The sequence below is a fragment of the Geopsychrobacter electrodiphilus DSM 16401 genome, from assembly GCF_000384395.1.
Classification (GTDB): domain Bacteria; phylum Desulfobacterota; class Desulfuromonadia; order Desulfuromonadales; family Geopsychrobacteraceae; genus Geopsychrobacter; species Geopsychrobacter electrodiphilus.
The window spans coordinates 1481118-1494185 of record NZ_ARWE01000001.1 but is presented as its reverse complement, the minus strand read 5'-3'; the positions used below and the strand labels follow the sequence as shown (position 1 = coordinate 1494185).

Below are 13068 nucleotides of genomic sequence, written 5' to 3'. Positions count from 1 at the left end.
TTAAAACTGCCGCAGGAAGCGCAGATCATTTTCAAAGAAAAGACGTAAGTCACTTACGCCGTACTTGAGCATCGCAATCCGCTCAAGGCCCATACCGAAAGCGAAGCCACTCACTTTCTCCGCATCATAGTGGACCGACTTGAAGACCTCAGGATCGATCATGCCGCAGCCAAGTATTTCAAGCCACCCGGTCCCCTTACAGACCCTACAGCCCTTGCCCCCGCACATAACGCAAGCAATATCGACCTCGGCACTGGGCTCGGTAAACGGAAAGAAGGAGGGGCGGAAACGAACCCCCAGGTCCTTGCCAAAGTAACTGGTCAAGAAATGGGTTAGAATCCCTTTCAGATCACCAAAGGTGACATGCTCATCAACCAGAAAACCTTCTATCTGGTGAAACATCGGACTATGGGTAATATCTGAATCGCGTCGATAAACAGTCCCTGGCGCAATCACCCGCACTGGAGGTTTCTGCTTCAGCATAGTGCGCACCTGAACCGGAGAGGTATGAGTTCGCAACACCACATCATCACTAACATAGAAGGTGTCCTGCATATCGCGTGCAGGGTGATCTTTGGGGATATTCAGTGCTTCAAAATTATAGAAATCCTGTTCAATTTCAGGGCCTTCTTCAACACAAAATCCGAGGCTGCTGAAGATATCGACGATCTCCTCTGTCACCAGGGTCACCGGGTGTTTTGACCCACTGAAAGACTGACGGCCAGGAAGAGTTACATCGATTTTTTCAGAGGCAAGCCGGTTTGCGACTTCAGTTTGCCGCAACAGCTTACTCCGCTCACCAAAGGCTTCTTCAAGCGTTTCCTTTAGACGGTTAACTAACGCCCCCAGAACAGGGCGTTCCTCCGGGTCCAGCTCGCGCATCCCCTTCATGACATCAGTGACTGCCCCTTTTTTCCCAAGGTAGCGAATCCGGATATCCTGCAGCGCTATCATTGATTCGGCACCTGCAATAACTGCGAGTGCGTCATTCTCAAGGTCCAACAATTGATCCTTCATAAAACAATCCACAATATAAGAGTCATAAAGAATTTGATTCGAGAATGGTTCAGATTGTTACCAGACCCCTATGAAATAAAGAGCCCTGAATGAAAAAAGGGAGGCGAGGCCAAAAGCCTGCCTCCCTGATTCGGCAACGAAAGATCTATTGCAGCTTCGCCTTGGCCGCTTCAGCAACACAGGCAAAGGCAGCAGGATCGGTGACTGCCAGTTCGGCCATAATTTTACGATCAAGGCCGATTTGGGCCAATTTCAGGCCATGAATTAAACGACTGTAGGAAAGCCCATTCTCGCGGGCAGCTGCATTAATTCGGGTGATCCACAAAGCGCGGAAATCCCGTTTGCGCACACGACGATCACGAAAAGCATAGTTCAGGGCCCGGTCAACGGCTTCAGTCGCCGAACGAAACAGTTTACTGCGGGCGCCCCGGTAACCCTTGGCGAGCTTTAACACTCGATTACGACGTTGACGAGCCTTAAAGCCTCTTTTAACTCTTGGCATCTCTCTTGCTCCTTCTTGGGTAATAAGATTTTAAGATTGCGGTTAAGACCGCTGCCGGATCTGCAGGGGGAGATGGTCCCCACAGTTCACAACGTTTACAGCTCCCTACAAATAGGGGATCAACCTTGCAATATTACGCTCGTCGGCTTTGTGAACCAGGGTTCCTTGACGCAACTCGCGCTTACGCTTGGTCGATTTTTTGGTCAGAATGTGACTGGTATAGGCCTTGTTACGGCGAATACGACCCGTTCCGGTTTTGCGGAAGCGCTTCGCAGCACCCCGATTTGTCTTAATTTTTGGCATTTTTTAACTCCTGTACAGTCGCCGTGCTACTTATCCGTGTAGCACTATTTTTTAATCGGGCCAACAACCATTGTCATGAAGCGACCCATCTTGCTTGGTCTTGATTCAACCTGTCCCAGATCTTTTAAAGCCTCTATAGCACGATCAAGCTGTATGAGTCCCTGCTCGGGGTGCGCATTTTCCCGGCCGCGGAACATAATGGTCATCTTGACCTTGTTCCCCTCTTCGAGAAACCGGCGGGCGTGTTTAATTTTAAAATCGAAATCATGATCATCGGTCTTGGGCCGCATCTTGATCTCTTTAAGTTCAACGCGCACCTGCTTTTTACGTGCCTCAGAAGACCGCTTGGCCATCTGATACTTATACTTACCGAAGTCCATGATGCGACAGACCGGGGGATCAGCCTGAGGTGAGACCTCAACGAGGTCCAAACCTCTTTCAAGTGCTACTCGCAGGGCTTCAGGTGTACCCAGAACCCCGAGCTGATTTCCTTCGTCGTCGATAACCCGGACCTGAGGGACCCGGATTGCATCGTTAATGTTTGTCTCCTGCTTAGCTATGGTTTTAACTCCTTCGCTCCATCACCTTCGCAACGGTATCGCAGCACTCTGCGTACCCCTATCAACACAAGAAGAGACCCTGAAAAGCAGGGCCTCCACTTAAAATAAATCAGTGAAAACGTTTAGTCTGATCCTCAACGTAGCTGACGAACTCATCAACGGTCATCGGATCAAGCGAGGTTCCGTCCCTGAACCGTGGAGCGACCTTCCCTTCTGCCAGCTCGCGGTCACCGACCACCAGCATATAGGGAATCTTATTCATTTGGGCTTCACGGATTTTGAATCCAAGTTTTTCATTTCGCAGATCCGCCTGAACACGGATACCAGCCTCACGAAGCTGAGACTCGACTTTTTGAACATACTCCGCCTGGGCATCAGTCACATTCACCACGACAGCCTGCACAGGCGAAATCCAAAGTGGAAAATTACCGGTATAATGCTCAATCAGTACGCCGATAAACCGTTCAATGGAGCCAAGTATGACCCGGTGCAACATAACCGGTCGATGCTTCTCTCCATCGGCCCCGACGTAATTAAGATCGAATCTTTCAGGCAGGGTAAAATCGCACTGAATAGTAGCACACTGCCATTTCCTGTCAAGCGCGTCCTTCAGCTTGACATCGATCTTCGGTCCATAGAAGGCACCATCACCTTCATTGATTTCATACGGAAGACCGCTGTCATCCAGCGCAGAGCGTAGAGCATTCGTAGCACGCTCCCAATCTTCATCACTCCCAATCGCCTTTTCAGGCCGAGTTGAAAGTTCCATACAATACTCGAAACCGAAGATTCCAGCAACATCCTGCACAAATTTCATGACACCTTTGACTTCAGCATCAATCTGATCAGGCCGACAGATGATATGCGCGTCATCCTGAGTGAATCCGCGCACCCGCAAAAGACCGTGCAAAACCCCTGATTTTTCATGGCGATGGACCGTCCCTAGCTCAAAATAACGTTGCGGCAAGTCACGGTAAGAACGGATCTTCGATTTATAGATCAACATGTGAGCCAGACAGTTCATCGGCTTGATGCCGTAACTTTGCTCGTCGATCTCCGTGAAATACATATTTTCGCGGTAATTATCGTAATGGCCCGAGGTTTTCCACAGTTCTGTTTTTAGGATCTGCGGGCCCATGACAATGTCATAGCCACGCTTGAGATGTTCTTTGCGCTCAAAGTCTTCAATCAGGGTCCGCAGCAAAGCGCCCTTGGGGTGCCAGATAACCAGACCAGCCCCGGCTTCTTCGTTAAAAGAGAACAGATCAAGCTCGCGACCAAGTTTACGGTGATCTCGTTTCTTGGCCTCTTCAAGTCGCTCCAGATGGAGTTTAAGTTGCTTCTTATCAGAAAACGCCGTGGCGTAAATACGCTGCAGCATGGCATTTTTTTCGCTGCCACGCCAATAGGCACCGGCAACACTGGTTAGTTTAAAAGCTTTAAGTAACCCGGTACGCGGGAGATGAGGGCCTCGACAGAGATCGACAAAATCGCCCTGCCGATAAAGACTGATGCTTTCAACCCCGAGATCTTCGATCAATTCAACCTTGTAAGTTTCACCCATCGCCCCAAACATCTGAATGGCATCCGAGCTTAACATCTCTTCACGCGTAATCGGCAGGTCTGCTTTGGCCAGTTCGGCCATCTTCTTTTCAATCTTTTCAAAATCTTCAGGAGCAAAGATTTTTTTTTCGCTGAAAAAATCGTAATAAAAACCGTTATCAATCGCCGGGCCGATGGTCACCTGGACATCATCGCCATAAAGATCTTTGACCGCTTGAGCCATCAGGTGCGCACAGGAATGGCGAATAAGCCCAAGAGCTTCAGGAGAATTGAGGGTAATGAGTGTCAGCCCGCCAGAGGTTTCAAGCGGGAACGACATATCAACCAGATGCCCATCAAACTTCGCAGCAATCGCCTGCCGTGCCAGACCCTCGCCGATGGACAACGCGACATGATACGGAGTTGACCCGGCCGCGATGTCCTTGACCGAGCCGTCTGGCAGTTCAATATGAATAATCGCCATAACAGACTCCCGAAACAGAAAGAGGCATCTTAAGCGATGCCTCAGGTTATCAATTTATTATTTTCGTGTATCTCTTTTGGCCATGGTAGGCGCGGGCGGGATTGAACCGCCGACCCCTACCGTGTCAAGGTAGTGCTCTCCCACTGAGCTACGCGCCTGCAACCAACGGGCGCTGTTTTACCAAACCGCCTCCCAACCTGTCAAGGGATTTTAGCAGTTCAAACATTTAATTTCATAATTGACCAGCCTTCTTATTAATGAAAGCGTGTTCGGACGTCTCCTGCCGTTATCTGCTTGCCCTGAACATTGCAAAAAGTTAGATTTAGGAACCTATTTTAAACATGATGCAAACAAGTCAGACACCGACACGGAGTACACAGAGTGCAAACCATCGATCACATTATCGCCAGCAGTTGTCTGCAAAATCCTGACAGATGTGCGTTGCAATACAAACAGAACAACATCTGGACAGAAACCAGTTTTGAGTCCCTGTGGACCAAAACTGAAGCTATTGCTGCCGGGTTAAGAGCTTCAGGTGTTGCACCAGGTGACCATGTTGCGTTGCTCGCCCCATCTTCTCCCCATTGGATCGCCTGTTACCTCGGCGTTCTGCGCAACAGTGGGATTGCCATCCCAATAGATAAAGAACTTAAATCTGCTGAACTCAGACACATCCTGGCTGACTCTGACGCCAAACTTGTTTTTGTAGGGGGACAGCAACTTGAAACTCTATTGGAAATTGTCGACGATCTCCCCAACCTCAAACAGATTATTCTGATAGATATCGATCCGCGGCAGCAGACAGGTCAAAGCAGCATCAATGGACTTCTCTCCGAGGTTTCAGGGGCCCTTAAGACCCTCTCGACAGAACCGGGTCTCACGGCAGACAAACAAAATCTTGTTATCGCCCTGAACCATAAATTGCTGCTTGAAATCGGGCCAGACCCCAAAAACCAGAAGGAAAAAGCCAATATTCTGGGTATTAACGAAGATATGTACCGGCATCTGCGTGATATTCATCGACTCCAGTATCTCAATGAATTAAAATCGGACGTCTCTTTGCCGCCAGCAAGACACAATGCCCTAGACTGCGCTGTTATCCTTTACACCTCGGGCACAACTGGCCGCTCTAAGGGGGCCATGCTCAGCCATAGCAATATCGTCAGCAACATCAAGGCGACGGCCAGGCAATTCAAGTTAGATAGCAGTATTCACACCCTTTCATTCCTTCCGATTAATCATGTCTTTGAACAGGTATGCGGCGTGCTTCTTCCTCTTTCACTGGGCGGAAAAGTCACCTTTGCCGAATCTATTAAAAAATTGGGGGACAACCTGCACGAGATTAAACCGAGCTTCCTTCTCGGAGTCCCGGCCGTTTACAGGCTGCTTTTTGACCGCATCATGAAGAATATCAACAGCAAAAAACTTTCGCGCCTGCTCTTTTCTCTGCCGTTAGGCCGCAAGATTGTCACCGGTAAAATTCAAAAAGTTTTTGGAAAGACGACGATTTTTGTCAGTGGTGGTGCCGCGCTGGATCCTGCGATCGCACTTGGTTTCAAAGAATTGGGTCTGACGCTTCTTCAGGGATACGGCATCACCGAAACCTCACCGGTAATCGCGGCTGAAACGCCAGATTGTCTAAGGGCTGGGAGTGTTGGTCTTCCTCTTGAAAACGTGGAGATCAGAATCGACAATCCTGATGCCGAAGGGGCTGGCGAGATCCAGGTCCGTGGACCTAATGTGATGCTGGGTTACTATAAGAATGAACTGGCAACACAGGAAGTTTTACAGGACAACTGGTACCGCACCGGCGACCTGGGCACCATCGCCAGTGACGGGACTCTGACAATCTGTGGGCGGGTTAAAAACCTCATCGTGACGCCGAATGGTAAAAACGTCTACCCAGAAGAGATCGAGAATCAGCTCGCCAACAGTCCGTTTATCGCGGAGATTATGGTTTATGGTCACAAGGTAAGTTCCACCGCCGAGGAGGTCTACGCCAGTATTTTCCCCAACGAAGAAGCCTTATTTGAATACCAGCAGCAACTGGGGAAAGGCCCCCTGTCTCCCGTAGAAGTTGAAACTTTGATCCGCAAGGAAGTCCTGAAATATGGTAATGAGCTCTCAGATTACAAGCGAGTCAAAAAATTCAATCTACGAGAAGATGAATTCCCTAAGACGACAACGCGTAAAATCAAACGTTTCGCCATTGAACCGACGATATCAACAGAAGAATAAAAATCATAAAGAAAGGAATCCGCCTCATGTGAAGTGGACCCCTTTTCTCATCATCAGACTGAATTCAATCTAAATCGTCCACCACCCGGATCAGACGAGTCGGTTGCTGGATAATATCGAGTCGTCCAATTTCTTCAAGCGCATTGACAATATCCACCTCCCGCGCCTCATGGGTCATCAGCACAATCGGCACAGAATCCGCCGCATGACTCTCTGGCTGGATCATTGACTGGATGCTGATATCATGCTGACCCAGAATGGTGGAAATTTTCGCTAAGACACCAGTTTGATCAAGGGTTGTAAAGCGTAAGTAGAAGCGACTGATAATCTCGCTCATCGGTCGCAGAGGGAGATCAATAATCTGATCCTGACAGTAGCCCATGATCGGCGTCCGACCGGCAGACCCATGACAGATATTGCGCCCAATAGACATCACGTTTCCCATAACCGCACTGGCAGTAGCATTCATTCCAGCACCGCTACCGTAGAGCATTACGGGTCCGAGAAAATCCCCCGACAGGCGAACAGCATTAAACACACCATCAACATCAGCCAACTGAAAACTGACCGGGATCATGGTTGGGTGGACGCGAACCTCTACTACGCCATCAGAGAGCTTACCAATCGCCAGCAGTTTGATTTTGTAACCCATCTGGGTAGCAAAATCGATATCAACCGCGGAGATCTTGGTAATCCCCTCAGTGTAAACCTGATCAAAATCAATGCGCGTCCCGAAACAGAGCTCAGAGAGCAGTGTAATTTTATGGGCAGTATCAACTCCTTCTATATCAAAGGTCGGGTCCGCCTCGGCATAGCCGAGTCTCTGTGCTTCGGCCAAAACCGGGACGAAGTCACTCCCCTCATCGGTCATTTTGGTCAGAATAAAATTACAGGTGCCATTCAATATACCAAGCACTGTAGAAAACCGGTTTGCACACAGATTTTCATTAATCGCTGAGATCACCGGGATCCCACCTCCCACGGCGGCCTCGAACATCACGTCGACCTTGGCTCGACCAGCTGCCGCGATGATCTCCTGACCATGCACAGCCATCAGTGCCTTGTTTGCAGTGACAATATGCTTGCCGTTCTCGATCGCCTTCAGAATAAACTGCAGCGCAGGCTTATACCCCCCGATTAACTCGATCACAATATCGATATTCGGATCGGTCAAGACCGCATCCGCGTCATTGGTCAGGACCCCATCGGGAAGCGAGACACCACGATCCGTCTTCGTATCAAGATCAGCAATTCGGGTCAGACGCATTTCAATGCCGGTCCGCTGGCGGACAATATCAGCATTCTGCTGAAAAACTTTCACCACACCGGTGCCGATGGTTCCTAAACCGAGAAGTCCGACATTAATTTGTGTTTTGAGCATCAGAATAGTCCTAGACAACCAATGAACTCTTTATAGTTAACTATCTTTTTTATCAACAGTTTTTGAAATTTTGTCAAGTAAGCCATTAATAAAGGCAGGGGATTCTTTGGTCCCATAGCGTTTAGCAATTTCAATCGCTTCATTCATGGTAACCGGAGAAGGGATGTCGGACATGTAACACAGTTCAAAAACGGCAACACGCAGAATGGACAGGTCGACGGCAGTCATCCGTTCGAGTGACCAGTTTTTGGCCGCCTCACTGATCCGCTGATCCAAAACCGAACGATACTCAACAATGCCCCGCACCAACTGCTCGGTGAAACGTTTAGCTGATTCAGGGACCGGTTTATCAAGACTATCGAGGGGTTCGCCCAGGGCGTCATCGGCAAAACGAAAGCCCTGCCAGAAGCGCTCGAGTAACTCTTCCAGCCCCAGATTGGTATCGAGGCGCAAAGCGAACAGAATTTTGAGGGCACATTCTCGCCCGAGCCTACGATGTTGAATTTGCATCGATACTTATAGAGCCTTAAAGAGGTTGACCATCTCAATGGCCGTCATGGCGGCTTCGCTCCCCTTGTTTCCCGCCTTAGTGCCCGCACGCTCAATGGCCTGTTCGACACTGTCTGTGGTCAACACGCCGAACGCAATGGGAACACCAGTATCGAGGGAAGCACCGGCAATGCCCTTGGAGACCTCTGCGCTTACATATTCAAAATGGGGTGTACCACCGCGGATAACAGCGCCAAGGCAGATTAAAGCATCATACTGGCCACTGGCTGCCAATTTCTTGGCCACAAGCGGGATTTCAAACGCACCCGGCACCTTGACCAGGGTCAGGCCCGCATCGTCGGCACCGTGACGCTTGAGGGTATCGATTGCTCCCTCAACCAAACGATCACAAATAAAGCTGTTAAAACGACTGACAACCAGCGCAAATTTGAAGCCAGCGGCGTCAAGTTTTCCTTCAATCAGATTCGACATAGCGACCTCTCCCTATCGTTAGGAAAATAAGGATCAAAGTTCCAACATGTGACCAAGTTTTTCCCGTTTGGTCTTCAAATATTTACGATTGCTATCCTGAGCAGCGATTTCAATCGGAATCCGTTCGCAAATTTCAATCCCATAGCCTTCAAGTCCAACAATTTTTTTCGGGTTATTTGTCATCAAGCGTAGCTGCGAAATGCCAAGATCGGTCAGCATCTGGGCACCAATACCATAGTCTCGCAGATCGGCGCCGAATCCGAGTTCTTCATTCGCTTCGACGGTATCACTGCCTTCATCCTGTAGCGCATAGGCCTTGATCTTGTTGACCAGACCAATACCGCGTCCTTCCTGACGCATATACAGGATAACGCCAGCACCTTCATCCGCTACCTTCTGCATAGCCGCGTGTAGTTGATCGGCACAGTCACAACGCTGTGAACCGAAGACATCTCCCGTCAGGCATTCTGAATGAACACGGACCAGAACCGGCTTACTCGTATCAATATCTCCCTTGATCAGAGCGACATGTTGCGCCTTATCGACATCATTTTCGTAGACAATCGCCTTGAATTCTCCACCATAGCTGGTCGGTAGAATTGTTTCTGCGGCCCGACGGACCAACAATTCCTTACGCATGCGATATGCGATGAGATCAGCAATAGACACAATCTTCATGCCAAATTTTTCAGCGAATTCCATAAGTTGCGGCATCCGCGCCATGGTGCCGTCAGCGTTCATGATTTCGCAAATCACCCCGGCAGGCTTCAATCCTGCCAAACGCGCGAGATCAACGGAACCTTCGGTCTGCCCCGTACGCACCATGACCCCACCCTTGCGTGCACGTAACGGGAAGACATGGCCGGGACGGGCCAGATCGTAAGCGATACTCTCGTCTGCTAGTGCGACCTGAATTGTTTTAGCGCGGTCTGCAGCTGAAATCCCCGTCGTAACACCTTTCCGAGCCTCGATCGAAACCGTGAATCCCGTCCCAAAAGATGAGCTGTTATCAGAAACCATTAACGGCAAATTAAGGTGGTCAGCACGCTCTTCGGTGAGTGAGAGGCAGATCAGGCCGCGACCTTCGGTCGCCATGAAATTGATCGCCTCCGGCGTCACCAACTCAGCGGCCATGGTGAGATCCCCTTCGTTTTCACGATCCTCATCATCAACCAGAATGACCATTTTACCGGCCTGGATATCCTCAAGGGCGGCTTCAACCTTTGCTATCGGCATTGCTTAGTCTTTCCGTTCGCGGTACTGAAAGAATATTGATCTGCAGCCCCGGCGGCGGCAGGCGCGAATCATGTCACATAAAGCCATTCTTGGCAAGAAACTCAAGCGAAAGACCGGATGTTTTACTCCCTGTTTCGGCACTGAAACTGGTCAATCTTTCGATGTAGCGCGCTAGCATATCCGATTCGAGGTTGACTTCCCCTCCGATACGCATTGACTTCAAGGTTGTTCTCCCTAGGGTATGTGGAATGAGCATGACGGAGAAACTGTCAGCGGAAACTTCATTGACCGTAAGGCTGATTCCGTCGATTGCAATAGACCCCTTGGAGGCAACGTAGCGTCTGATCTCTTGCGGCAAACTGAATTCGAGGCGCTGCGCCTCCCCTTCACCAATTCTCGCCTGTAATATGCCAATAGCGTCAACATGGCCACTGACGAGATGACCGCCGAGTCGATCACACAGACGTAAAGCCCGTTCAAGGTTCACAGGAGCGCCATGTTCCAGGCGGCCCAGAGTCGTAACCTTGAGTGTCTCAGAGGAGACATCTGCCAAAAAACTTCGCTGATCCCAAGCCGTCAAGGTCAAGCAAACACCATTAACCGCAATGCTTTCACCCAGCTGCAAGTCTGCCTGAGCCAACTCAGTGTTAATTCTTATGCGGCAGAGTGTGCCATTTTTCTCAATATGGGCAAGGGTGCCGCTACCTTCGATCAATCCGGTAAACATCTTTTCACCTCAGCTGTCAATAGCAGATCCGCTCCCACCGATTCAACCCGTAAATTCTCAAGGGGAATCGCATCATCCATTAAGGAACTCCCCTCGCCGGCAAACAAACCGGAGAGGCCTTCGCCCCCTAATAATTTAGGTGCGATATAAACCTGAATGCTGTTTATCAGCCGTGCATGAAGTGCGGCAGAGGCAAGAGTTCTCCCCCCCTCAAGCAAAAGATGCTGCACACTTCTGCGCCCCAACTCCTGCCAGAGAGCGCATAACGAAACCCGCCCTTCTACCACCGGAAGCACGAGCACCTCAGCGTTCAACTTCTCAAGTGCGACTAACTTTGCCGCAGGAGCTAGCGTGGTCGTCGCAACCAAAGTCCGTGCAGCTGAAGGCTGTGTCAGAATACGACTCTCAAGCGGGATACGCAGGTGACTGTCAACCACAACTCGAAGCGGATCACGCCCCCCCTGATCCAAGCGGGTCGTCAACTGCGGATTATCGGCCAAAATAGTCTGAACGCCGATCATAATTGCATCGACCTGATCGCGAAGTTGATGGACGCGCTGTCGGCTGTCTGCGCATGAAACCCAGCGGGAATCACCTGCACATGTCGCAAGCTGACCATCCAGGGTCATGGCTGCCTTGTAGACGGTAAACGGAAGGCCAGAGGTAATATGCCAGGCGAAGGGAGCAATCAATTCGCGGCAAGCATCCTCATTGAGGCCAATTCCAACTTCAAGACCAGCCGCCTTGAGCCGTTGGATTCCACGACCGGCGACCAGAGGGTTCGGATCAACCGTCCCGACAAAAACCCTCCGGATACCGGCTGCGATCAACGCATCGGCACAGGGCCCGGTTCGCCCTCGATGAGAACAGGGCTCGAGGGTTACATATATATCCGCACCACAGGCTCGAACGCCGGCGGCTCTCAAGGCAAAAATTTCGGCATGGGGATCGCCGGCCCGAGGATGAAACCCCTCACCGACAATCAGGCCATCCCGCACAATCACAGCTCCGACAGGAGGATTAGGCGCAGTCCGGCCCAGAGCGTTGCGCGCGAGCTCAATGGCACGCTGCATATAGACTTGCGACTCTGCCATGACTAAAACCCCGGGGTGATAAAAACCACACAGCCGGGGCCCTTTAAGGTGCCCCGGCTGGCATTGGATTCTCCTGCTGGCTCTACGTAATCAGGGCTTGGCAAGCAGGTCCTTCAGTTCATGCATGAATTCATTTATGTCTTTAAACTGACGATAAACCGAGGCGAAACGCACATAAGCAACTTCATCAACCTGCTGAAGCGCCGTCATGACCTCTTCACCGACGACACTGGCCCTGATCTCTTTTTCACCGCTCTCTTGAAAATAGCGTTCGAGACGATCTACCATCAACTCAATCTGCTCTATCGAAACAGGCCGCTTTTCACAAGCCCGTTGCATCCCCGAAATAATTTTTGCACGATCGAAGGCCTCGCGTCGGCCATCTTTTTTGATGACCAGAGGGAGCATCTCCTCGACACGTTCATATGTCGTAAAGCGCCGCTCGCATTCCGGACATTCGCGTCGACGACGAACATTATTCCCCTCTTTGCCGAGTCGAGAATCGACGACACGCGTATCACCATGAGTACAAAAGGGGCAGTTCACTCGGCGGCTCCCTCAAACTGAACCGTTTCGATACCTGCCTCACCGAGCATCTCTTTCGAAAGGATATCGGGATAGCCACGTCCAAAGATGACCTGCTTAACACCTGCGTTGATCAACATCTTAGTGCAGATAATACAGGGGGAATCGGTACAGTAAAGGGTTGAGCCCTCAATATTAATTCCATGTCGCGCGGCCTGGATGATCGCATTCTGCTCAGCATGCAGACCACGACACAGCTCATGCCGTTCACCAGAGGGGACCTTAAGTTGTTCACGCAAACAACCAACCTCCTCACAGTGACAAATGCCGCTGGGAACCCCGTTATATCCGGTCGCCAGAATATTCTTGTGCTTGACCAGCAACGCCCCGACCTGACGACGCAGACAGGTCGAGCGAGTGGCTACCAACGTGGTGATCTGCATAAAATATTGGTCCCAGGTCGGACGCATACTTCTGC

At 50.5% G+C, this 13068-nt stretch carries 14 protein-coding genes and 1 tRNA gene; 1 reads left to right on the top strand and 14 read right to left on the bottom strand.

Annotated elements, in window-relative coordinates:
- The 6 genes from pheS to D888_RS0107050 all read right to left on the bottom strand — a co-directional run bounded on the left by pheS (position 1) and on the right by D888_RS0107050 (position 4566).
- Positions 1-1017 (bottom strand): phenylalanine--tRNA ligase subunit alpha, encoded by a 1017-nt coding sequence (pheS, locus tag D888_RS0107075; RefSeq protein ID WP_020675853.1) that lies wholly within the window; start codon positions 1015-1017, stop codon positions 1-3.
- A gap of 145 nt (positions 1018-1162) precedes the next feature.
- On the bottom strand, positions 1163-1519 hold the full coding sequence (gene rplT / locus D888_RS0107070) for a 50S ribosomal protein L20 (RefSeq protein WP_020675852.1): 357 nt from the start codon (positions 1517-1519) through the stop codon (positions 1163-1165).
- A gap of 105 nt (positions 1520-1624) precedes the next feature.
- Positions 1625-1822 carry a 50S ribosomal protein L35 gene (gene rpmI / locus D888_RS0107065; RefSeq protein ID WP_020675851.1) on the bottom strand — a complete coding sequence of 66 codons (198 nt, stop codon included), beginning with the start codon at positions 1820-1822 and terminating at the stop codon, positions 1625-1627.
- 44 nt (positions 1823-1866) lie between these two features.
- A complete protein-coding gene (infC, locus tag D888_RS0107060) occupies positions 1867-2325 on the bottom strand; it encodes a translation initiation factor IF-3 (protein ID WP_425402579.1) in 459 nt (152 codons plus the stop codon).
- Positions 2326-2491: 166 nt separating this feature from the next.
- On the bottom strand, positions 2492-4408 hold the full coding sequence (thrS, locus tag D888_RS0107055; RefSeq protein ID WP_020675849.1) for a threonine--tRNA ligase: 1917 nt from the start codon (positions 4406-4408) through the stop codon (positions 2492-2494).
- An 83-nt stretch (positions 4409-4491) separates the two neighbouring features.
- A tRNA-Val gene (locus D888_RS0107050) sits at positions 4492-4566 on the bottom strand.
- 223 nt (positions 4567-4789) lie between these two features.
- Between D888_RS0107050 and D888_RS0107045 the strand changes: the two genes are divergently transcribed.
- Complete coding sequence (locus D888_RS0107045; protein WP_020675848.1) at positions 4790-6646, top strand: AMP-dependent synthetase/ligase; 1857 nt, start codon at positions 4790-4792, stop codon at positions 6644-6646.
- Between the two features lie 64 nt (positions 6647-6710).
- Here D888_RS0107045 and D888_RS0107040 read toward each other — a convergent pair whose 3' ends face one another.
- The 8 genes from D888_RS0107040 to D888_RS0107005 form a co-directional block, all read right to left on the bottom strand.
- Positions 6711-8027 (bottom strand): homoserine dehydrogenase, encoded by a 1317-nt coding sequence (locus D888_RS0107040; RefSeq protein WP_020675847.1) that lies wholly within the window; start codon positions 8025-8027, stop codon positions 6711-6713.
- A gap of 36 nt (positions 8028-8063) precedes the next feature.
- Positions 8064-8537, bottom strand: a complete 474-nt coding sequence (gene nusB, locus D888_RS0107035) for a transcription antitermination factor NusB (protein WP_020675846.1) — start codon at positions 8535-8537, stop codon at positions 8064-8066.
- A gap of 6 nt (positions 8538-8543) precedes the next feature.
- Positions 8544-9008: a 6,7-dimethyl-8-ribityllumazine synthase gene (ribH, locus tag D888_RS0107030; protein ID WP_020675845.1), complete on the bottom strand. Its 465-nt coding sequence runs from the start codon at positions 9006-9008 to the stop codon at positions 8544-8546.
- Positions 9009-9041: 33 nt separating this feature from the next.
- The gene (locus D888_RS0107025) at positions 9042-10244 is read right to left on the bottom strand and encodes a bifunctional 3,4-dihydroxy-2-butanone-4-phosphate synthase/GTP cyclohydrolase II (RefSeq protein ID WP_020675844.1); all 1203 of its coding nucleotides are present in this window, start codon (positions 10242-10244) and stop codon (positions 9042-9044) included.
- A 73-nt stretch (positions 10245-10317) separates the two neighbouring features.
- Positions 10318-10971 carry a riboflavin synthase gene (locus tag D888_RS0107020; protein ID WP_020675843.1) on the bottom strand — a complete coding sequence of 218 codons (654 nt, stop codon included), beginning with the start codon at positions 10969-10971 and terminating at the stop codon, positions 10318-10320.
- A complete protein-coding gene (gene ribD / locus D888_RS0107015; RefSeq protein ID WP_020675842.1) occupies positions 10956-12065 on the bottom strand; it encodes a bifunctional diaminohydroxyphosphoribosylaminopyrimidine deaminase/5-amino-6-(5-phosphoribosylamino)uracil reductase RibD in 1110 nt (369 codons plus the stop codon). Before ribD ends, D888_RS0107020 begins: the two co-directional genes overlap by 16 nt.
- Positions 12066-12155: 90 nt before the next feature.
- The gene (nrdR, locus tag D888_RS0107010; protein WP_020675841.1) at positions 12156-12611 is read right to left on the bottom strand and encodes a transcriptional regulator NrdR; all 456 of its coding nucleotides are present in this window, start codon (positions 12609-12611) and stop codon (positions 12156-12158) included.
- Positions 12608-13060 (bottom strand): deoxycytidylate deaminase, encoded by a 453-nt coding sequence (locus D888_RS0107005; protein ID WP_020675840.1) that lies wholly within the window; start codon positions 13058-13060, stop codon positions 12608-12610. The genes nrdR and D888_RS0107005 overlap by 4 nt, the downstream gene beginning before the upstream one ends.
- Positions 13061-13068: the final 8 nt, after the last annotated feature.